The organism is Acinetobacter sp. AOR43_HL, from assembly GCF_027854635.1.
Classification (GTDB): domain Bacteria; phylum Pseudomonadota; class Gammaproteobacteria; order Pseudomonadales; family Moraxellaceae; genus Acinetobacter; species Acinetobacter pittii.
This window is the reverse complement of sequence record NZ_JAKTHX010000018.1, coordinates 52,679-73,004: the sequence shown is the minus strand read 5'-3', so window position 1 is coordinate 73,004 and position 20,326 is coordinate 52,679. Positions and strand designations below refer to the sequence as shown.

Genomic DNA, 20,326 nt, shown 5'->3' with positions numbered 1-20,326 from the left:
ATTTGACAGACAGCTTCGAACAGAAGCTGTTTTGTTTTGAAAAATAAGAAAGGATGATGAAATGAATTTGAATAGAAAGACAGTTATTGCACTTTTAGTTGCGGTAATCATATTACTTTTAGCTATTTGCCTTTTTGTCTGGAAAAGCTTTCAACCTTCATCATCTTCTCAAATGAAATCGGCTTCTACCCAAAATCAAAATATAGAGAAAGCTGAAGTACTACCATTTCTAAACTTGCAGCAAGTAAAAGCTGATTATGCTTTACCATTTTGTGAGAAGAAAAATTGTATTGATGTCGATATTCAAACGATAAAGACCCAAGATGCATGGCTAAATGAATGGATCGCGAAAAGTCAGGCTAAAGTGATTCAAGACCAAATTGATTTGAAAAAAGACTTAAGCTTGCAGCAAGCCATTAATGCCTATGTTAAAAAGTCTGATGAATGGCAAGATAAATATTCAAAGAATCGGGCTTATGAATTGCATCTTCATACCCGTATTGCATCGCAGCGTAACCAATATGTTTTATTGCAATTAGGACTTGATACCAAGCAGGAAGAGCTCACGATTAAAGACCGTTATTACTTTTTTGTGGCCGACCGAAAACTGCATAAGAGCTTAACTTTGTTAGATGTTTTGAAAAAAGATCAACAAACTACTGTGCATCAAATGGTGCAGGTGGCCTATCAAGACTGGTTAAAAAAGCAGACTGCTGACATAAAGAAAGAAGCACCAAAAACTTTATATTGGGGGCAGGCAGATTGGTTCTTTGATGGTGAAGGGGTTGGCTTACATTATCAGGCAAACCAGATTACTAAAGAAGCTCCACAGCTCGATATTTATTTATCTAAAGAACAGACCAAAAAAATATTACAACCCGAGGTTTATGAACAAATGTTTTAAGATGGTAGCAGAATTTGCAACCTCTATTTATATGCGCTAATTTCTTAGAAAGGCATAGCGTAATCTCCTTAGAATAAAAGGCAAAATATGATGTTATCTTCTAAAGCTTCACTGCGATTAACTTTGCTTGCTTCTGCTATATTTCTGGCAGCATGCCAACCTAAAGCTGATCCTAAGGATTCTCAAGAGCAGCAGAAATCAACTGTTCAAGAACAAAAGCCAGTAGAGTTGACTTTGAAGGGTGAAACAATTCCTAGTAAGGTGGTTTTACCTGATTGTGATGGTAAAACTTGTCCAGAATTTACGGTAGAGCGCTTACAGAGTAATTTTCCTTTTATTGACAAAATTATAGATCAACAAATCTTAAGTACACTAAATCAAATTTTAGAAATTGCTGAACCTGATGCTAAGGACACGCAAGCGGAACAAAAAGCAGAAGCTTCAGCAGTTGCGGGTGCAGAGCAAAAAAATAGCTTTGATGCACAGGTGCAGCGCTATGCAAATTCATTTATTGATCTAGATAATGAGTTAAAAGCTTTAAGTAGTAATCATCAGATTAATCTTCTAGTTAAACCTAAGATTTTGCAGGCTCAAGGTAAAGTTGTAACTGTAGTGCTTAATAGTAGTAGTTATTTAGGAGGGGCTCATGGCTCTGCTGCACAGCATTATTATAATTTTGATTTAAAAGAGCAAAAGCAAATTAAGCTTGAAGATTTATTACGCCCTCAGCAAAAAGCAAGTTTAGAGAAGTTAGCTCATGAAGCCTTTAAGACATGGGTAACGGACTCTAAATTGGCTGATAATGTTGCTGACTATGAACAAGCATGGCCATTTAAATTATCTAATAACTTCTTGCTGGGTGAGCAAGGTTTAATCCTTCAATACGGTGAGTATGAAATTGGACCATATGTGGTTGGACTCCCTCGATTAGTCATTCCTTATGATCAATTGCAAGATGTGTTGAAAGAGGAATATTTGCCACAGCCTAAAGCTAAACCAGCTTCGGCACCAGTTGCAAAAAGTGCTGGCTAATGCATTTGTTTGATACTCATACCCATTTCGATGTTGCCGATTTTGATGAAGATCGGCAACAATTAGCATTTAATGCTAAAAAAGCTGGAGTTGATGCATTAGTCTTAATTGGGTTTGTGCAGTCACGTTTTGATGAGTTGGTGCAAACTCATCATCAGTTAAAAAGCTGGGAAAATGTGCCTGCTTCATATTTAGCACCAGGTTTACATCCGTTTTATATTGAGCAGCATCAACCAGAACATTTGACTTATCTTGAACACATCTTGCAGCAAGAAAATTGTGTGGCAGTGGGTGAAATTGGCTTAGATACTTTTTTAAAAGAACATAAACAGCCAGATGTATATGCAAAGCAAAAACAATATTTTGCAGATCAGTTAGAGCTGGCAACCCAATACCAAAAACCAGTATTACTCCACATTCGAAAAGCGCATGGTGATGTGCTTGCTATATTAAAAGCTCAAAAATTTAAATTGGGAGGCATTGCTCATGCATTTAGTGGTGGGGTAGAAGAGGCAAAGGGTCTTATTAAGCTTGGTTTTAAAATTGGTGTAACGGGGCAAATTACCAACCCAAATGCGAAAAAGCTTCATACTGTGGTAAATGCTATAGGTGCCGAGCACTTGGTGATTGAAACAGATTGCCCAGATATGACACCGCTTTGTTGTCAAACCTCAACTGAACAGCGTACTCGTAATACCCCTGTTAATTTGCCTTATGTTTTACAAAGTTTGGCCGAAAATTTAAACATGCCTGAGTCAGATTTAGCTGAGTTGCTGTGGAAAAACTCTCAATCTGCTTTGAAATTATCGTAATAAAAATCAAAGATTAGAAATAGTAACTAAAACAAAACACAGCGATTAGAAAAGAAGCTTAAAGTAAGAAAACAACATGTAAAAACGTGAAAAATAACATTGCCAGACATGGGAGGATAACCCAATGGCTAAGTATAGCAATATCAATAGTTTTAATGCTTTACAGACGCTAACAGTAGGTTCCAGCAACTATCAGATTTTTAGCTTAACCCAAGCCGAGAAAAAGCTAGGTGACATTGCCAGACTGCCGAAATCATTAAAAGTACTGTTGGAAAACTTATTACGGTTTGAAGATCAGCATAGTGTTAAAACGGAACACATTCATGCTTTAGCTGAGTGGCTAAAAAACCGTAGTTCCGATCAAGAAATTCAATATCGACCTGCACGGGTTCTAATGCAAGATTTTACCGGTGTTCCCGCTGTAGTTGACTTGGCTGCAATGCGTGCTGCAATGGCACAAGCGGGTGGCGATCCTGAAAAAATTAATCCGTTATCACCTGTAGACTTAGTGATTGATCACTCGGTGATGGTGGATCATTTTGCTGATGATCAGGCTTTTGAAGAAAACGTTCAGATTGAAATGCAGCGTAATGGCGAGCGATATCAATTTTTGCGTTGGGGGCAATCTGCTTTTAATAACTTTAGTGTTGTGCCGCCGGGTACGGGGATTTGTCATCAGGTCAATTTAGAATATTTGGCTCAAGCGGTGTGGCTAGGTGAAGATAATGGACAAACCTTTGCTTTCCCTGACACCTTAGTTGGTACAGACTCCCATACCACCATGATCAATGGTTTAGGTGTATTAGGTTGGGGTGTTGGCGGGATTGAGGCGGAAGCAGCTATGTTGGGTCAACCCATCTCTATGCTGATTCCTGAAGTCATTGGTTTTAAATTGACAGGAAAATTACTAGAAGGGATTACTGCAACAGACTTGGTGCTGACTATTACTCAAATGCTTCGTCAAAAAGGTGTCGTGGGTAAATTTGTAGAGTTCTATGGAGATGGCTTAGCCGATCTACCTCTTGCTGACCGTGCAACCATTGCCAACATGGCGCCAGAGTATGGTGCGACTTGTGGCTTCTTTCCGATTGATGAAGTGACATTGGGATATTTGAAATTAACTGGTCGTCAAAGTGATCGTATTGAACTGGTTGAAGCGTACAGCAAAGCACAAGGCTTATGGCGTAACCCTGGTGATGAACCTGTTTTTACAGATACTTTAAGTTTAGATATGAGCACGGTTCAGGCAAGTCTAGCTGGTCCAAAACGTCCACAGGACAAAGTTCTTTTATCTGATGTGCCGAAAACCTTTAATGCTTTAATGGAGTTAACGCTAAAACCGGCTAAAGAAGCTAAAGAGCGTTTAGAAAATGAAGGCGGTGGTGGCACAGCCGTAGAGGCAAAAAAAGCAAATATCCAGCATGAAAGTCCGTCATGTGTGATTGAAGGAAAAGAGTATCCATTAACTCATGGTGATGTTGTTATTTCAGCGATTACCTCTTGTACCAATACTTCTAACCCAAGTGTAATGCTAGCCGCAGGTTTGCTTGCAAAAAAAGCGATTGAAAAAGGCTTGCAGCGTAAACCATGGGTGAAAAGTTCACTTGCACCAGGCTCGAAGGTGGTGACGGATTATTTACTGGCTGCTGGTCTTACACCGTATTTAGATGAGTTGGGCTATAACTTGGTTGGATATGGTTGTACAACCTGTATTGGTAACTCAGGTCCACTACCCGAACCAGTTGAAGAGGCAATCCAATGCCATGATTTAAATGTTGCATCTGTACTTTCTGGTAATCGTAATTTTGAAGGACGCGTACACCCATTAGTTAAGACAAACTGGCTTGCTTCGCCACCTTTGGTAGTCGCTTATGGTCTTGTTGGTAATATTCGTACTGATTTAACTACACAACCTATTGGGCAGGGTAAAGATGGACAACCTGTTTACTTAAAAGACATCTGGCCAAGTCAGGCTGAAATTGATGCTGTCTTACAGAAAGTAAATACAGACATGTTCCATAAAGAATATGCTGCGGTCTTTGATGGTGATGAAAGCTGGCAAGCGATTCAGATTCCAAAAAGTAAAACCTATGAATGGGCTGATGATTCGACTTATATCCGCCACCCGCCATTCTTTGAGGGCATTGGCGAACCTCCAAAACCAATTAAGAATATTGAACAGGCACGTATCTTGGCAGTACTTGGTGACTCGGTAACAACTGACCATATTTCACCGGCAGGTAATATCAAAAAAGACAGTCCGGCTGGCCGATATTTGCAAGAGCAAGGTGTTGAACCAAAAGACTTTAACTCTTATGGTTCTCGACGCGGTAATCATGAAGTCATGATGCGAGGTACTTTTGCCAATATTCGTATTAAAAACGAGATGCTAGGTGGTGAAGAGGGTGGTAATACCATTCATGTGCCAAGTGGTGAAAAGCTTGCTATTTATGATGCAGCAATGCGTTATCAACAAGAACATACGCCGCTTGTGATTATTGCTGGTAAAGAGTATGGCACAGGTTCTTCACGTGACTGGGCTGCCAAAGGAACGAACTTGTTAGGTGTAAAAGCAGTCATTGCTGAAAGTTTTGAACGTATTCATCGTTCAAACTTGGTGGGTATGGGCGTGTTGCCATTACAGTTTGTTGATGGGCAAACTCGACAATCTCTCAACTTAACTGGTCATGAGGTGATATCAATTCGAGGCTTGTCAGATGGTGTTCAACCTCATCAAATACTTGAAGTTGATGTAAAAGGAGCAAATGGGGTCGCTAGCCATTTTAATGTATTGTGCCGAATTGATACGTTAAATGAGGTTGAGTACTTTAAAGCGGGCGGTATTTTGCATTATGTACTGCGAAATTTGATTGCTTCATAAATTGGCTAAGCTTGTACAGCCTTGTAATGAATATGAATGAGCTAATGTTGGGTATATAGCCATATCCTTACTTTTTAAGGATAAAAAGTAACAAAAATCCTTTGTCGGGCTGACGGTATGTCCTTATATCGCAGCCCAACTGAGCGGCATCCATGCCGCCTGCCACACTAGTAATCAATAGTTTAAATCTTAAGCCGTATAATTTGATTAATAATCATAAGACTTGTCGTGAGTTTAAATATTACAGTCTCAAGTTTTCTTTGATCTAAAATACACTTTCTTCTGAAAAGCAGTAAAATACTCTCCGTGTTTTATATCCCCAAAGAGTAGCAATGACCGATCTCCAACAAGATGAATATGACCGCCGTTTTGCAGGTGTAGCCAAAGTTTATGGTGATTCATCGTTCCAGCACTATGAAAAAAGTCATGTGATGGTGATTGGTATTGGTGGGGTCGGTAGTTGGGCGGTAGAAGCTTTAGCGCGTACAGGTATTGGTGAGATTACACTAGTAGATATGGATGTGGTTGCAGCATCAAATGTGAATCGTCAGTTACCTGCAATGACATCAACTCTGGGTTGTGAAAAAGTTGAGATTATGGCGGAGCGTTGTCGCCAAATTAACCCACATATTAAAGTTAATATTATTGATGACTTCTTAACGCCTGAAAATGTCACAGAGCTTTTAAACCCTGTACCAGACATTGTTTTGGACTGCATCGATGACGTTAAAGCAAAACTGGCTTTAATGCTGCATTGTCGTTTTAATAAAATTCCTTTGATTGTTTCAGGCGGAGCAGGTGGTAAGCTCGATCCACTTAAAATTCGCGTGGCCGATCTATCAAAAACAGAGCAAGATCCGATGTTAGCGAAGCTACGTAGTCAACTTCGTGCTCGCGGCATCTGTAAAAAGCCAAAAGAGAAATTTGGTATTACCTGTATTTACTCAATCGATAATCCATTTTCTAGTGCAGATGTTTGCCCATCGGCGGGATTACGTTGTGGTGGCTATGGGTCAGCGGTAGTAGTGACTTCAAGTTTTGCCATGATTGCTGTGGCTGAAGTTTTGAAAAAGCTTGATTTAAAGAAAGCCTAATTTAAATATTGAAAAGGCATGTGCTTATGTGAGTGCATGCCTTTTATTTTTGAGAGAAACTATTAATCATACAGCTCTATGTTGTCTTGCTGGGGTTGTGTGGGTAACTGCTGATCATAAAATTTAAAACACCATAAAATTAGAACAACAACGGTGAAAATGACAAACCCTTTTAAATACTTCATGAATAATTCAATCAATTGAATGGTCTTGATAAAATTCTAGCGAAGGCTATCTATCTAATCTAATATAGAAAATAGACCTAATAATCTAATTTTGAGATGGTTATGCTCACATTAAAACAATTCCAATATTTCATAAAAATCGTTGAAGAAGGAAGCTTTACTGCGGCTTCTGAAAAGCTATTCATAGCTCAGTCTGCTTTAAGTCGGCAAATTAAATTATTAGAAGAAGAAATTGATTTTCAGTTATTTGATCGTACTGATAAGAAAGTAAAACTCACGGCGGCAGGAGAAGTCTTCTATAAAAAAATAAAAGATAATATGAATTATTTAAATGAGATCATTGGAGTTTCTAAGAATATTGCAGAAGGAAAAAATCGCCAGATTAAAATTGCTCACTCGAGCAGTATTATTATGGATGATAAAAAGGTTCAGATATTAAAAGAAATTAGCTTAACGCAACAAATCAATTTTGAGATAAATACCTTGTCATCTGAGCATCAGATTTTGGCTTTACTGAATGGGGAAATTGATATTGGTTTGATTAGACCGCCAGTTCTGCATAGCCTTGAAGAAATAACAACCTTGAAACTATATGAACAGCCATTATTTGCAGCTGTTTATATTGATCATCCTAAATTTAAAGAAACACAAAGTATCCAGATAAAAGATTTAAAAGATGAATATTTTGTTTCGACTCCACATCCTAAGCGGGGAGGTTTGAGTTATTTAGTTTCAAACTTGTGTATAGGGGCTAGCTTCTGGCCTAAAGCAGCGACGATCCAATCACGTAAGCTAAACCAATTACAGTTAGTTGCTGCAAACTTGGGTATTAGCATTGTTCCCGAAGAGTTTGAGCAAATATTACCCCAAAATGTAAAGTTGATTCCTCTAGAAAATAGGAATCTTTTATCTGAAGTGGTTTTAGCTTACAGAACTAACCAGAGTGATCTGATTCAACCTTATGTTGAGCAGATCTACCATCTGCTGGAAGTGTGAGCTGAAATAATTATTGTGGCCCAATATGTTCACTAATAGAAAATGTATATTCCGTATCACCTTCTAACTGACGTTCCTGAGATAGAATGTCCATTTTGGGACGTTTATGCTGGTAGAATTCCAAATTGATACAACCACTATTGTTAACCGCATAGCGAATATAGTAACGATCCGGCTCTAGATAAAATATTGCTTCTTCAAATGAGTGCAAAGATAGAATTTTCTTCTTGTCGTGATAAATCACAGAAGGACAGTCTAGTATTCCATTTAAATATTGTTTTCGTATCACATGGATTCGAGCTTGAGGAGTCGTCCCTTTTAATAAATATTGAGGTTGGTAAATCCGTTTTTCGGGTACTTTTTTAAAAACCTCTATAATGTTTGTATCAGAGGCGGCATAAGTCATGCCAAACGATGTTAGTAAGTAAAAGCTCAGCAGTATTCTTTTCATAAAGTTCCATCATTATTTTTGATAATTACAATATGAAAATAAAGCAAAAAAGAAGCCAAGCTGGGTTTAAAACACTCGTTTGATCAGTTGTTTGAAACAATTAAAGTAATTGAACATCTAGTTCTTAGGTAGACTGCCCTAGTCGATAATAGGTATACGTTACGCTGTCATCTTTATAGACGTCATAGCTATTTTGTTTGAAGTCAGAGACCCATTCACTTCCAGTATATCCTGCGATGTGCCCATAAACGTGGTTGCGGGTTCTGTGAATGATGTAAATGTCACCTTCTTGAGGTTCGTCGAAGGCTGGATCAATTTGTTTATAGCCAATCTTTTTGAGAGTATCGCCCCAATCTGAAGCTGCGATTGGGTGGTTTTCAACATTAGCACCAGCAGATTCCAGTGCAAGACGAATACTACGTGCGCATCTAGCTTTGCTGCGTCTAGAGGTAACGCTTTCTAATTTTTCTACAAACTTTTCTACATCGATCGGTGGGTTGGTTGAAGTTTGAGTTTGATGATTATTGGGTTTCATGGTGAAAGGATAAGGTAGGCTGGGTGCGCTGTGCGATACAACAATGGCTGCCTGATTTGAATCCTGATACATGTAATTATCAGCTACTTGTCCGTCATAAATAATCATCGTGAAATCTCTACCGTGCTACCTATATCCATATTAAAAAAAATCACCACCTACCTGTGGCGTTCAGAGATACTAATAGGCGTATCTTAAAAGTTTTGTTTATGTTATGTAATAATGTATCTTTTTTCCAGAGGTGCCTGCCTTGGAGCGAAAAGATACTTATCAAAAGAGGTGGTTAAAAATAGTGAAATTTAAATTATTGATATCATTGTAAATAAATAACTAATCAGAGCTTAAATTTGAATATTTTGTTCCAACATTTGCGAATATACTCAAAATCTAAGTCTCTGATTTAAAATGCCACATTTTCTTACAATTTAAGAAGTCGTCGCCAACTTAAACCTGCTGCTCTTTTACATACTCTTCAGTGCGAATCATGGCTGCTCGCATGTTCTGAATTGCAGTTTCAACATCGGCTAAAGTTTTTGCATTTCCGCCACTTAGCGCCTGACGCCATTTACGAGCACCTGGTAAGTTTTGAAATAAACCTAAAATATGACGTGTAATGATTGAAAGGGGTGCACCTTCAGCCATACGTTGCTCAATATAAGGCAGCATTTGTTCCATAATATCGAAACGGTCTGGTGCTTCTAAGTTCCAAAGTTGGCCAAGCTCAGCAAGTAGGTAAGGGTTGTGATAGGCTTCACGGCCAATCATGACACCATCAACATGTTGTAAATGAGCTTGAGTTTCAGCAAATGTTTTAATTCCACCGTTAATTTCAATGGTTAGGTGCGGACGTTCTTGCTTTAAACGATATACATCTTCGTAGCGTAAAGGAGGAACTTCTCGATTTTCTTTTGGAGACAAACCTTTCAAAATAGCAATACGGGCATGTACAACGAAATACGTACAACCCGTTGCCGCGACAGTATCTACGAAATGTAGCATTTCTTCGTAAGACTGCATGTCATCAATACCGATACGATGCTTTACCGTTACTGGAATATCCACTGCCTTTTGCATATTGTGAATGCATTCAGCCACTAAGTCTGGCTCTGCCATTAAACATGCACCGATTTTATTGTTCTGTACGCGGTCACTTGGGCAGCCTACGTTGAGGTTGACTTCATCGTAACCCCAGTCTTCGGCCATTTTTGTGCAGGTTGCAAGCTCTTGTGGGTTTGATCCGCCAAGTTGCAATACGATCGGGTGTTCTTGAGCACTATAGTTTAAATGACGTTTTGCATCGCCAAATAGAATCGCACCCGTAGTCACCATTTCTGTATAAAGCACAATATTTGGGTTAAATAAGCGTGCAAAGAATCGGTAGTCCTTTGTAGTCCAGTCCATCATAGGTGCGACAGAAATACGAGGTTGTAACGATTGAAGTGATTGCATAGCCAATAGACCCAAAAGTCGCTAAATTAATGAAAGGGCAGCATTATACGGGGTTTAGCCCTGAATCGACAGTGGCATTTAACCGCATAATTTATAACCGCCCTTGTGCTGAATATAGAAAGATGATTTTTAACAAGTTAGGTTATGAGTGTGCCATTTGCTTTTTTTGTAAGAAAGCATCAATCACACTAAATAAAATACAAAATACAACGAGCCCCACACCTGCAAGGCAGGTCATGGTCCATCCACCATGATTCCAAGCAAAAATTCCTAATGCTGAACCAGCTGCGCCGCCAATAAAATAAGTGGTCATATAAATAGCATTAATACGTGATTTAGCATCTGGACGTAAACGGAAAATAATGCTCTGGTTGCTGGTGTGAACGAGTGCGAGTGCTAATTGAATTAAAGCAAATCCAATAATATAAGTAGAAAGTAGAGTTTGTCCGAAGTAGAAACAAATCCAACTTATCAAGAACAATCCACAGCCCATCCATGTAAGTAATCTTGTGTAGCCTTGATCGGCATATTTACCAATATAGCGTGTTGATAATGCCCCAAAGATACCGACTAGAGGTACTAGTCCGATAAATAGATCTGGTAAATGGTGTGCTGAGGTGAGAAGTAATGCGATGGTTGAATACAAGGTACTTACTGCTGCAAAGGCAAAAGCACCTGTAAGTGCTCTTAATAAGAGTCTTTTTTCTTGCTTTAAAAGCTGAGCCATGGAAACAAAGATTTGCCCATAGTTCATTTTCATACGTAAGACATAAGGCAAGCGACTTTTTAAAGTAAATGCCAACAGAAGCATTAATACGCCGCTTACGACATACACTATTTTCCAGTGGAAAAGGTTGGAAAATAATCCAGCTAGACTAGTAGAGAGTAAAATCCCGACCAATAAGCCGCTCATTAAAAAACCAATGATCTCGCCAGTTTTTTCCGGTTTTACTGTCATGGTTGCAAGTGGAATGAGGACTTGGGCAGCAACAGAAAACAATCCCGCTAAAATTGTACCGATCCATAACATGGGTAAGTTCACGGCAAAAGCAGATGTAAATAGGCCAACTGCGCAAAGTACCATCAAAAACGGAATAGCTTTGGCTTTATTAACGATGTCACCCATTGGGACAATAAATAGTAAACCGAGGGCATAAGACACTTGAGCAAATGTTACAGTTAAAGCAGCTTGTGCCTGAGTTACAGCAAACTCTTGCTGAATGGAGTGAATCAGCGGCTGACAATAATAATTCACACCTGCACATAAACCGCATGCTGCTGCCATCAACCAAAGCAAAGGTTTATTTTGACTGATATCTTCAGGGGTAGACATGACGTTCTCTCAGTTTTATTGGGTGTATGCTGTTGCTTCAACTTCAATAAGCATGTGTTCTAGCGCAAGGCGCGGCACAGGAATAAGTGTACAGGCAGGAAAAGGATGATTTTTCCATAAATTTTGCATAATTTTAATCAAAATTTGATGTTTTTCGACCGAGTGGTCAACAACTAAAACTCTCAATACAGCAATATTGCTAAGCTCTGCATTGGCTGCTTTTAAAGCATATTGAATATTATCAAAAACTTGGTTCGCTTGTTCTTCAAAACTTGGGCTTAATTCACCTTGGGAATTTTCGCCTCCTTGACCTGCTACATGAATAATATTCTTAAAGCTTTCCACTACAGCAACATGACTATAAGCGTTAGGAGTTGGGTTATATAAAGTTGATGGATTTATGATTTTAAAAGTTTCTTGACTCATTGGAACTCAACCGTTCATTAAAATTTAGATGAGTATCCAACCTCAACTTAAGTTGAGGTCAAGAGAATTTAATGTTTTAGTCTTTTCTTTCTAAGTGTAATCATCATGACACCGACAATATTGAGAAGGCAACCGACCCATTGCCACATATTGAGATGTTCATTTAAAAAAGCAACGGCAAGCAAAATCGTTAAAACTGGTCCAATTGAAGCAATCATTGCAGATTGAGAGGCACCTAATCGTTCAATGCTTTGCATGAGCATAACGGTGGGTAGCACGGTAACTAAAAAGCCTAAGCCAATGCCATACCAAATTACACTAGAGGGAAGTTGTAATAGAAGTTGAATTGGATGAGGTGTACTTAATGCGTAATGAGTTAATGTGCCGATACAAGCCACAGTTAAGGCTAACCCTGTGAAATTCCAAGAGCCAAACTTCTTAATGAGAGGTGGTGTCAGCAACAAATAGCCGGCGAAAGCCACGGCACTTGCAAATACGAAACTTGTTCCTAACCAGAAGTTGCCCTGAATTGGTGCGTTGTTATGCTCCTGAAGCATAACCAGTACCGTTCCACCATAACTAAGAAAAATGGCAAATAAACTTTTTACATCTAATTTTTGTTTGTAGAGTAAGCTCGAGACTATGACGGTAAGCGTGGGATATAAAAATAGAATAATTCGTTCTAAAGAAGCACTAATAAACATGAGGCCCATGAAATCGAGCCAACTTGCAAAGTAGTAGCCTAATAGACCGGCAAAAATTAAAATTAGCCAATCCTTCTTTTTTATGCCCTGATTATGATGCCTGTTAAACCAGCAAATTAATAGAAAGAACGGTAAGGCGCTTAACATGCGTAAAGCCATCAAGATCGTACCGTCTACTAATGGAGAAAGGGCATAAGTCTGTTTAATAAAAATTGCTTTGGTACTGAATAGAAACGCAGAGCAAAGAGCAAAAAAAGACCCGATTTGAAACGAAGATAAAGAAATTTTCATATACAGGACTGTATAAGAGAGACTATTGTCTGCAAAAAAAGAAAAACCTTCTTATATTACACCCCTAAACAAATATCGTGAATCATCAGTTCAAAATATTGGTATTTATTAAATAAATAGTGGGTGGTATTTTAAAAAAGTTCAATTAGAATCCAAATTCTGTACAAAGAATACACATGGGGGAAACATTGCAGCTTGCAATGTTTTTGACAATGAGAAATTAGCTTGAGGAACGCTCATGCAGATCGGAATCCCAACCGAAACTGTCGTCGGTGAAAATCGTGTAGCTGCTACGCCAGAGACAGTAAAGAAGTTGATTAGCGCTGGTCATAGCGTTGTGATTGAACGTGGTGCTGGTGTAAAGGCTGCGTACATTGATAGTGCTTATGAACAGGTCGGTGCAACCATTACGGATGATGCCTATACGGGTAGTCAAATTATTTTGAAAGTTCGCGCACCACAGGGCGGGGAAATTCAGAAACTTGCAGCAAATACCGCTGTTGTAGCAATGTTTGATCCTTATCGTAACACCGAGCTAGATCAGTTTGCGAATCAACAAGTGTCTGCTTTTGCGCTAGAACTGCTTCCTCGTACGCTTTCTCGTGCACAAAACATGGATGTGTTGTCTTCTCAAGCAAACTTAGCTGGTTATAAGTCGGTTTTACTTGCTGCTGTTGAATATCAACGCATGTTCCCAATGCTTATGACTGCTGCGGGTACTGTAAAGCCTGCGCGTGTTGTAATCATGGGTGTTGGGGTTGCTGGTCTTCAGGCGATTGCAACTGCAAAACGTTTAGGTGCAATTGTTGAAGCGACCGATTTACGTCCTACAGCAAAAGATCAAGTTGAGTCTTTAGGTGGTAAGTGGTTAGACGTACCAATGTCTGAAGAAGAGCAACAACGTGCAGCGGATGCCGCTAAAAATGGTTATGGATGGATGCCGGGTGAGCAATACATCAAAGACCAAGCTGCGATTGTAGATAAAGCTGTATCTAATGCTGACATCGTGATTACCACTGCATTGCTGCCGGGGCGTGATGCGCCACGTCTGATTAAAGCTGAAACTGTTGCCAAGATGAAACCAGGCTCTGTCATTTTAGATATGGCTGTTGAAACTGGTGGTAACGTTGAAGGCTCTAAAGTTGGTGAGACTGTGTTTACAGAAAATGGCGTGAAAATTTTGGGTGTTCCAAATATTCCGGCAACTGTAGCAACAGAAGCTTCTGCATTGTATGCGCGTAACGTTTTTAATTTCGTAGAGACCTTATTCGACAAAGAGAAAAACTTTGCGATTAATCAGGAAGACGAAATCCAAAAAGCCCTATTGGTCACTCATGGCGGTCAAGTACTGCTTAAGCGTGGTTAAGGAGATTTCTCATGGTTGAAACTATTACAATTTTCGTCCTTGCCATCTTCGTAGGTTATTACGTGGTTTGGGGTGTTACGCCAGCTTTGCATACACCACTTATGGCAGTAACCAATGCGTTGTCATCTATTATCGTGGTAGGTGCGATGTTGCAAACTGTAGGTCTGCCAGTTTTAGGTGTAGATGCTAACGTTGCATTTCAAAGTGTGAATGTGGTGAGCGTACTCGGTGCGATTGCAGTATTTTTGGCAAGCATTAATATTTTCGGTGGCTTTGCAGTAACTGCACGCATGCTGGAAATGTTCAAGCCTAAGCAAAAGAAATAAGAGGGCTTTGACATGGAATTTATTCAAGCAAATGCAAACTGGTTGTACCTTGTTGGCGCAATCCTCTTTATCTTGACGCTTCGTGGCTTATCTGGTCCTAAAACAGCAATTCAAGGTAACCGTTACGGTATGATCGCAATGGCGATTGCTGTGGTAACAACCTTCTTTGTTGCGAATAACCCAGTTATTTGGATGATCGTTGGGGCAATGGTGTTAGGAGCAATTGTGGGTATTGCGCGTGCACGTACAGTGCCAATGACTCAAATGCCAGAAACTGTTGCGCTTATGCACTCATTAGTGGGTTTGGCTGCTGTTTTAATTGCGATTGCTGCAATTTTACATAACAACCAACTTACTGAACTATTTGCTCAAAATGAGGCGGCTTTAACAGCAGCTGGCGTGCAGCATGCACACATGAGTAAGGTTCACTTATTTGAATTGTTTGTTGGTTGTTTCGTTGGTGCGATTACCTTTACTGCATCTGTGTTTGCGTACGGTAAATTGGCTGCGAAAAAATGGGCTAAAACAATTTCTGGTGCATGGGTTAAACCTGTTCAAGCACTTATCTTTGTTGCGATGTTGGCTTGTGGTTTCTACTTCTTTACAACTGGCAACATGACTGCTTTCTGGGCAATGACAGCACTTGCACTTGCATTTGGTTGGGTTTGGATTGCGCCAGTGGGTGGTGGTGATATGCCTGTAGTGGTATCACTTCTTAACTCATTCTCTGGTTGGGCAGCAGCAGGTATTGGTTTTACACTTGAAAACAACATGTTGATCGTTGCTGGTTCGCTTGTAGGTTCATCTGGTGCGATTCTGTCGTACATCATGTGTAAAGCAATGAACCGTTCGATCATCAATGTATTGTTTGGTGGGGCAATGGGTGGTGCAGCAGTTGCAGCTGCAGATAAAGGTGAACAAGTTCAACGTAACTATCGTTCAGGTTCTGCTGATGATGCTGGCTTCTTGATGTCAAATGCGGACAGCGTTGTGATTGTACCGGGTTATGGTATGGCGCAAGGTCGTGCTCAAAATGCGGTAAAAGAGTTGTGTGAACTTTTGAAAGAACAGGGTGTAACGGTTCGCTTTGCAATCCATCCGGTTGCAGGTCGTATGCCTGGTCATATGAACGTACTACTTGCTGAAGCGGACGTGGCATATGAAGACATCTTGGAAATGGATGAGATCAACTCAGACTTCCCTGCAACTGACGTAGTACTTGTAATTGGTGCAAACGACGTTGTAAACCCAGCTGCAAAAGATGATCCAAGCTCACCAATTTATGGTATGCCGATTCTTGAAGCTCATAAAGCGCGTACAATTATGGTGATTAAACGTTCTATGGCAACTGGTTATGCAGGTTTAGATAACGATTTGTTCTATAACGAAAAAACAATGATGATCTTTGGTGATGCCAAGAAAGTTGTGGAAGATATGACGAAAGCAATTAATGGTACAGGCCACTAAGCTGCTTTGAAGTAAAAAACCACCTTCGGGTGGTTTTTTTATTTACCTCTATTTTTAAAGAAATTTTTCTACAAGATCCATAGATTGTTGATAGAGGTCACGTGCAAGTTGCTGATTTTTAGCATGTGATGATTTCCAGTCTGGCATATGTGCGCTGACATATTCGCCATTACGGTTCTGCCATGCCTCAGAAGTTGCCATTTCTGTAATGAGCTTTGCTGGAACTGAGGTTGGGACTAGGCCTAATTTCATCGCCGCATAGACAGGTTTGGGTAAGTCGCGATAAATATCAGAAGCGACACCGCCTGGATGTAGTGCGTTATTGGTAATTGAACTTCCAGCTAACTGTTCTGCTAATGCATTGCTGAATAGTAAATTCGCAAGCTTTGATTGACCATAATAGAACAGGGGATTGTAAAAACCTTCTGCGCGAAATTTATTGGGTTTAATTGAGCCAACCCAATGAGCAATAGACGCAAGATGAATAATGCGCGCTTTAGGAGACTGTTGTAAAATTGGAAGTAGTTTTTGAGTTAATAAAAAATGGCCTAAATAATTAACCCCAAATTGTTGCTCAAAGCCTTCACTGGTCAACTGTTTGGTTTTGGCAAATAAACCTGCATTATTAATGAGTACGTCAAGGTTGCCATATTTATCTGCAATTTCATCGGCAGCTTTTTTAGTTAATTCAAGACTATTTAAGTCGAGAGAAACGACATCGACTTGTCCTTGGTTAAGTGAGCGTAGTTTGTTTTGTGCCTCTTGCGCTTTTTGAGGATTTCGACATGCCAAAATCACATGTTGCCCTTGTTTAACAAGTTGTTCTGCTGTGGCGAAACCTATGCCCGTATTAGCACCTGTAATTAATATCTTCACTTTCTGTACTCCGGTTATGCTATTTATTGGTGGGGACTTCAAGAATTTGTATAGTGCTGCAAATTTGACAATTTGTCATGTCAAAATTAGTTGTAAGTGATGATTGGTGCTTTGGGGGGAGGGTCTGCGTATTTGAATGTCATTAAAATTGATGTCAGATAAATAAAAAAAGCGGCTCAAAAGAGCCGCTTTTTTTAAAAGCAAAATTTTAAGCAACCGACTCTGGAGCGGTACGCCATAAGCTTTCTAAATCATAGAATTTACGGGCTGTTGGTAGCATTACGTGTACTACAACAAAGCCGAGATCAATCAAGATCCATTCTGCATCTCGTTCACCTTCAACGCCAATCGGGCGGAAACCGGCTTTTCGAGCTTCTTCTGCAACATTGTCAGCAAGTGCTTTGACATGGCGAGTAGAAGTACCACTTGCAATTACAATAGCATCAGCGACATTGCTAATTGAGCTAACATCTAACTGGAGAATATCTTTTGCTTTTACATCAACTAAAGCGTCGTGGACGACTTTGAGACAAGCTTGTACGTCTTTATTTGAGGTGTTCATTGCGAAATCGTGAGAATTAGACACGCTGGGCGATGGTTCTAAATTCATATAGGGTATATTTTCCTGACAATTACTCACTATCTAATATAGTGGTTTTCGCACTAAATTTCAAACAGAAGTCGTAACAGTTTATATATTTACATCATCAGAAAAGTATTTTTTCTTCCATGTAAACGACTGATTTGAAGCATTTTCAGGTTTATATTCCGCTGCAATATAGTTCTGATATGAACTTTGCTTTAACCAAGAAAAAATTTGTTCATAAGGAATTTGAGCTGTATCAGGCTCATGGCGGCCCGGGCAGTCTGCAAATTGAATATGACCAATTAAGTTAATGTTTTCTTGTAAACCCTCAAGTACATCTTCACCCATCATGGCCATGTGATAGCAGTCATATTGCATTTTGAGAGCAGGGTGATTGACTGCTTCTAACATTTCTTGGCCCTGTGCAATGTTCTGTACCAAAAAGCGTGGCATATCCGTGCCATTAATCATTTCGAAAACAGGCTCTATACCATGTTCACTGAGTAAGTTGCAGGCATGTTTTAAATTGGCTGCTAACGTTTTTAAACAAGGAAGTAAGTCAGCATCTAGCGGTTGTTTACCCGCTAAAATATTAACACGAGGAACTTTTAAAGCAGTAGCATAGCTAATGGCCAATTCTAAGGCTTCATGAAAAGCTATCTCTTGGCCGGGAATGCCTGCTAAACCGTTTCCGCCTTGCATAAGATCACCAGCAGGCACATTGATTAGACAGAGATTGAGGTTGTAACGTTCAAGTTGGTCTTGAATCTCGGAAATGGTAAGTTCGTATGGGAATTGGATTTCTACATGTTCAAAGCCCTCTGCATGGGCTAATGCGAAGCGTTCAATTAAAGAAACTTCGGTAAAAATCATGGATAAGTTAACGGCAAGACGACCCATACACAAACTCCGTTTATTATTGCTCTACTACTTGAATCATAGTAGCTAAATCTTTCTCAGCAAAGCCATTTTTTTGGTGAGTTTGTAGCTGTAATAGAGCTTTTTGTGCAACAGGGATATCTAAATTAACATTGTTAGCCAATGTTACCGCGTTGTTAAGATCTTTAGATAATGTTTGAACTTTCCACTGAACAGGCTCGAATGTATGAGTTGCCATGCGTGGTGCAAGTATTTGAAATGGCTTTGAGTCGGCAAATCCACCAGCTAGAGCTGGAGCGAGTAATGTGGTGTCTACACCAGCTCGGTCTGCTAGTGCTACAGCTTCAGCGATAAGAGCACTATTTGCTGCCACAATCAATTGATTACAAATTTTAGTGGCTTGACCCGTACCTATATCACCCATTCGTGTTACACGTTGAGATAAGACATTAAAAATAGGAGCTAATTCCGTAATGGTTTGAGCATCGCCACCTGCAAAAATAACAAGTGTGCCTTGTTCTGCACCAGCTGTTCCACCTGATACCGGTGAATCAATCCATGTAACGTCATGCGTGGCAGCAGCTTGAGCAAGCGTTTTTGTTGCAGCAACAGATAAGCTTGAGAAATCAACAATTACCTGTTTCGCTTTTAAATTAGGCTGAATTTGTTCAAATACTGCTTCTACTGCTTTGTCATCTGCTAGGCAGGTTAAAATAATTGGATACTCATCAATATCTGAAAGTTCTAAAGGTTGTGCGCCGATATCAATCAGTTCTTCACATGCAGAAGGGGTTCGATTCCAAACCGCAACTTGAAAACCAGCCTGAATAAGACGGGTTGCCATGCGGCTCCCCATCAGCCCTATACCTAAAAAAGCAATAGGGGTATTACGATCAAAATTCATAATCTAAGCTCTTTATTTATATTGGCGTGGTAAAAAATTAACTTCCGGATGTTTGTCTTTTTTACGAGCAAGTTTGCTATTTTTACCAAGTAATAATTTAAGTTGCCAGATTTTTTCTAGACGCAATGACTTTTCAGGTTGGTGTTCCATTGCATCAAGTACACGTTTTGCTGCAGTTAGGGCATCAGGTGAGCGTTGTAACATTTCAGCAGCTATTTCATTGGCTTTTTCTAGTGGAGAGTTGCTTAAATGGGTCACAAGACCAATTTCTTTTGCATAATTCCCATCAAAAACACGGGCTGTTAAGGTGAGTTCTTTTGCAAGGTCAACACCAATTAAGCCTTTCAATGAGCGAGTAAGTCCCATATCTGGAACTAAGCCCCAACGGCTTTCCATAATCGACATTTTAGTGTCTGGATGAGAAATACGAATATCAGCTGCTAAGGCAAGTTGCATTCCGGCACCAAAACAATATCCTTCAAGAGCTGCAATCACAGGTACAGGTAAATTTTGCCAAATCAGGAATGCTTTTTGGAAGAGGCTTTGGCCAGGTTTAACAAGCTCCCAAATGGCAAAAGCGGAGTTTTTCGGATTATTCAGATCAGATAAATCAATTCCAGCACTAAAAACTTGTGCTTCCCCTGTCAAAATCACACAGCGGATATCTCTATCTTTTTTAATGGCTTTTGCTGTTGAAACGAGTTCTTTGAGAAGGGCAAAACTCATGGCATTACGTTTATCAGGACGGTTTAGATAAACTGTTGCAATGCCATTATTCTTTTCAATACGTAAAAGTGCCATGAAATTCCCGCTTATTTTTTTATCGATA

21 protein-coding genes are annotated in these 20,326 nt (G+C 39.7%); 9 read left to right on the top strand and 12 right to left on the bottom strand.

Annotation, left to right across the window (positions count from 1 at the left end):
- Positions 1-61 precede the first annotated feature (61 nt).
- The 5 genes from MKL33_RS07235 to MKL33_RS07215 all read left to right on the top strand — a co-directional run bounded on the left by MKL33_RS07235 (position 62) and on the right by MKL33_RS07215 (position 6,723).
- On the top strand, positions 62-904 hold the full coding sequence (locus MKL33_RS07235) for a hypothetical protein (RefSeq protein WP_005066206.1): 843 nt from the start codon (positions 62-64) through the stop codon (positions 902-904).
- A gap of 90 nt (positions 905-994) precedes the next feature.
- Positions 995-1,936, top strand: coding sequence for an RsiV family protein (locus tag MKL33_RS07230; protein WP_270906810.1), 942 nt, complete (start codon positions 995-997; stop codon positions 1,934-1,936).
- Complete coding sequence (locus tag MKL33_RS07225; protein ID WP_270906728.1) at positions 1,936-2,748, top strand: TatD family hydrolase; 813 nt, start codon at positions 1,936-1,938, stop codon at positions 2,746-2,748. The genes MKL33_RS07230 and MKL33_RS07225 overlap by 1 nt, the downstream gene beginning before the upstream one ends.
- A gap of 124 nt (positions 2,749-2,872) precedes the next feature.
- Positions 2,873-5,629, top strand: coding sequence for an aconitate hydratase AcnA (gene acnA / locus MKL33_RS07220; protein WP_270906727.1), 2,757 nt, complete (start codon positions 2,873-2,875; stop codon positions 5,627-5,629).
- A 332-nt stretch (positions 5,630-5,961) separates the two neighbouring features.
- Positions 5,962-6,723, top strand: coding sequence for a tRNA threonylcarbamoyladenosine dehydratase (locus tag MKL33_RS07215; RefSeq protein ID WP_005079081.1), 762 nt, complete (start codon positions 5,962-5,964; stop codon positions 6,721-6,723).
- Between the two features lie 62 nt (positions 6,724-6,785).
- Here MKL33_RS07215 and MKL33_RS07210 read toward each other — a convergent pair whose 3' ends face one another.
- Entirely contained in the window at positions 6,786-6,908 is a 123-nt protein-coding gene (locus MKL33_RS07210) for a hypothetical protein (protein WP_002117232.1), read from the bottom strand.
- Between the two features lie 96 nt (positions 6,909-7,004).
- Between MKL33_RS07210 and MKL33_RS07205 the strand changes: the two genes are divergently transcribed.
- Positions 7,005-7,904 carry a LysR family transcriptional regulator gene (locus MKL33_RS07205; protein ID WP_270906726.1) on the top strand — a complete coding sequence of 300 codons (900 nt, stop codon included), beginning with the start codon at positions 7,005-7,007 and terminating at the stop codon, positions 7,902-7,904.
- Between the two features lie 10 nt (positions 7,905-7,914).
- Here MKL33_RS07205 and MKL33_RS07200 read toward each other — a convergent pair whose 3' ends face one another.
- From MKL33_RS07200 to MKL33_RS07175, 6 genes are all read right to left on the bottom strand, one after another.
- Complete coding sequence (locus tag MKL33_RS07200; RefSeq protein WP_075383422.1) at positions 7,915-8,310, bottom strand: hypothetical protein; 396 nt, start codon at positions 8,308-8,310, stop codon at positions 7,915-7,917.
- Between the two features lie 169 nt (positions 8,311-8,479).
- A complete protein-coding gene (locus MKL33_RS07195; RefSeq protein WP_032005238.1) occupies positions 8,480-8,998 on the bottom strand; it encodes a hypothetical protein in 519 nt (172 codons plus the stop codon).
- Between the two features lie 336 nt (positions 8,999-9,334).
- Positions 9,335-10,339, bottom strand: coding sequence for a tRNA dihydrouridine(20/20a) synthase DusA (gene dusA / locus MKL33_RS07190; RefSeq protein ID WP_270906725.1), 1,005 nt, complete (start codon positions 10,337-10,339; stop codon positions 9,335-9,337).
- Between the two features lie 142 nt (positions 10,340-10,481).
- Positions 10,482-11,672, bottom strand: a complete 1,191-nt coding sequence (locus tag MKL33_RS07185) for an MFS transporter (protein WP_170247666.1) — start codon at positions 11,670-11,672, stop codon at positions 10,482-10,484.
- A gap of 15 nt (positions 11,673-11,687) precedes the next feature.
- Positions 11,688-12,098, bottom strand: a complete 411-nt coding sequence (locus tag MKL33_RS07180) for a RidA family protein (RefSeq protein ID WP_270906724.1) — start codon at positions 12,096-12,098, stop codon at positions 11,688-11,690.
- A gap of 68 nt (positions 12,099-12,166) precedes the next feature.
- On the bottom strand, positions 12,167-13,093 hold the full coding sequence (locus MKL33_RS07175; protein WP_270906723.1) for a DMT family transporter: 927 nt from the start codon (positions 13,091-13,093) through the stop codon (positions 12,167-12,169).
- Between the two features lie 238 nt (positions 13,094-13,331).
- On the opposite strand from MKL33_RS07175, the gene MKL33_RS07170 reads away from it, so the two are divergent.
- The 3 genes from MKL33_RS07170 to MKL33_RS07160 are packed head-to-tail and all read left to right on the top strand — an operon-like array spanning position 13,332 to position 16,252.
- Entirely contained in the window at positions 13,332-14,459 is a 1,128-nt protein-coding gene (locus tag MKL33_RS07170) for a Re/Si-specific NAD(P)(+) transhydrogenase subunit alpha (protein WP_262762540.1), read from the top strand.
- A gap of 11 nt (positions 14,460-14,470) precedes the next feature.
- Entirely contained in the window at positions 14,471-14,785 is a 315-nt protein-coding gene (locus MKL33_RS07165; protein ID WP_000230434.1) for a proton-translocating transhydrogenase family protein, read from the top strand.
- Positions 14,786-14,797: 12 nt separating this feature from the next.
- A complete protein-coding gene (locus MKL33_RS07160) occupies positions 14,798-16,252 on the top strand; it encodes an NAD(P)(+) transhydrogenase (Re/Si-specific) subunit beta (RefSeq protein ID WP_233734423.1) in 1,455 nt (484 codons plus the stop codon).
- Between the two features lie 54 nt (positions 16,253-16,306).
- Here MKL33_RS07160 and MKL33_RS07155 read toward each other — a convergent pair whose 3' ends face one another.
- The 5 genes from MKL33_RS07155 to MKL33_RS07135 form a co-directional block, all read right to left on the bottom strand.
- Entirely contained in the window at positions 16,307-17,128 is an 822-nt protein-coding gene (locus tag MKL33_RS07155) for an SDR family NAD(P)-dependent oxidoreductase (RefSeq protein WP_270906722.1), read from the bottom strand.
- 208 nt (positions 17,129-17,336) lie between these two features.
- Positions 17,337-17,738: a ribosome silencing factor gene (gene rsfS / locus MKL33_RS07150; RefSeq protein ID WP_001047580.1), complete on the bottom strand. Its 402-nt coding sequence runs from the start codon at positions 17,736-17,738 to the stop codon at positions 17,337-17,339.
- Between the two features lie 81 nt (positions 17,739-17,819).
- On the bottom strand, positions 17,820-18,614 hold the full coding sequence (locus MKL33_RS07145; protein WP_033849301.1) for a hydroxypyruvate isomerase family protein: 795 nt from the start codon (positions 18,612-18,614) through the stop codon (positions 17,820-17,822).
- 16 nt (positions 18,615-18,630) lie between these two features.
- The gene (locus MKL33_RS07140; RefSeq protein WP_270906721.1) at positions 18,631-19,497 is read right to left on the bottom strand and encodes an NAD(P)-dependent oxidoreductase; all 867 of its coding nucleotides are present in this window, start codon (positions 19,495-19,497) and stop codon (positions 18,631-18,633) included.
- A gap of 12 nt (positions 19,498-19,509) precedes the next feature.
- Entirely contained in the window at positions 19,510-20,298 is a 789-nt protein-coding gene (locus tag MKL33_RS07135; protein ID WP_019767978.1) for a crotonase/enoyl-CoA hydratase family protein, read from the bottom strand.
- Positions 20,299-20,326 lie beyond the last annotated feature (28 nt).

Bases quoted from the DNA above. Each gene is read 5' to 3' on its own strand.
- MKL33_RS07215 (WP_005079081.1), top strand. From the start codon at position 5,962: ATGACCGATCTCCAACAAGATGAATATGACCGCCGTTTTGCAGGTGTA.
- MKL33_RS07205 (WP_270906726.1), top strand. From the start codon at position 7,005: ATGGTTATGCTCACATTAAAACAATTCCAATATTTCATAAAAATCGTT.
- MKL33_RS07145 (WP_033849301.1), bottom strand. From the start codon at position 18,614: ATGGGTCGTCTTGCCGTTAACTTATCCATGATTTTTACCGAAGTTTCT.
- dusA (WP_270906725.1), bottom strand. From the start codon at position 10,339: ATGCAATCACTTCAATCGTTACAACCTCGTATTTCTGTCGCACCTATG.
- MKL33_RS07235 (WP_005066206.1), top strand. From the start codon at position 62: ATGAATTTGAATAGAAAGACAGTTATTGCACTTTTAGTTGCGGTAATC.
- MKL33_RS07200 (WP_075383422.1), bottom strand. From the start codon at position 8,310: ATGACTTATGCCGCCTCTGATACAAACATTATAGAGGTTTTTAAAAAA.
- acnA (WP_270906727.1), top strand. From the start codon at position 2,873: ATGGCTAAGTATAGCAATATCAATAGTTTTAATGCTTTACAGACGCTA.
- rsfS (WP_001047580.1), bottom strand. From the start codon at position 17,738: ATGAATTTAGAACCATCGCCCAGCGTGTCTAATTCTCACGATTTCGCA.
- MKL33_RS07185 (WP_170247666.1), bottom strand. From the start codon at position 11,672: ATGTCTACCCCTGAAGATATCAGTCAAAATAAACCTTTGCTTTGGTTG.
- MKL33_RS07195 (WP_032005238.1), bottom strand. From the start codon at position 8,998: ATGATTATTTATGACGGACAAGTAGCTGATAATTACATGTATCAGGAT.
- MKL33_RS07165 (WP_000230434.1), top strand. From the start codon at position 14,471: ATGGTTGAAACTATTACAATTTTCGTCCTTGCCATCTTCGTAGGTTAT.
- MKL33_RS07230 (WP_270906810.1), top strand. From the start codon at position 995: ATGTTATCTTCTAAAGCTTCACTGCGATTAACTTTGCTTGCTTCTGCT.
- MKL33_RS07225 (WP_270906728.1), top strand. From the start codon at position 1,936: ATGCATTTGTTTGATACTCATACCCATTTCGATGTTGCCGATTTTGAT.
- MKL33_RS07210 (WP_002117232.1), bottom strand. From the start codon at position 6,908: ATGAAGTATTTAAAAGGGTTTGTCATTTTCACCGTTGTTGTTCTAATT.
- MKL33_RS07140 (WP_270906721.1), bottom strand. From the start codon at position 19,497: ATGAATTTTGATCGTAATACCCCTATTGCTTTTTTAGGTATAGGGCTG.
- MKL33_RS07160 (WP_233734423.1), top strand. From the start codon at position 14,798: ATGGAATTTATTCAAGCAAATGCAAACTGGTTGTACCTTGTTGGCGCA.
- MKL33_RS07175 (WP_270906723.1), bottom strand. From the start codon at position 13,093: ATGAAAATTTCTTTATCTTCGTTTCAAATCGGGTCTTTTTTTGCTCTT.
- MKL33_RS07135 (WP_019767978.1), bottom strand. From the start codon at position 20,298: ATGGCACTTTTACGTATTGAAAAGAATAATGGCATTGCAACAGTTTAT.
- MKL33_RS07180 (WP_270906724.1), bottom strand. From the start codon at position 12,098: ATGAGTCAAGAAACTTTTAAAATCATAAATCCATCAACTTTATATAAC.
- MKL33_RS07170 (WP_262762540.1), top strand. From the start codon at position 13,332: ATGCAGATCGGAATCCCAACCGAAACTGTCGTCGGTGAAAATCGTGTA.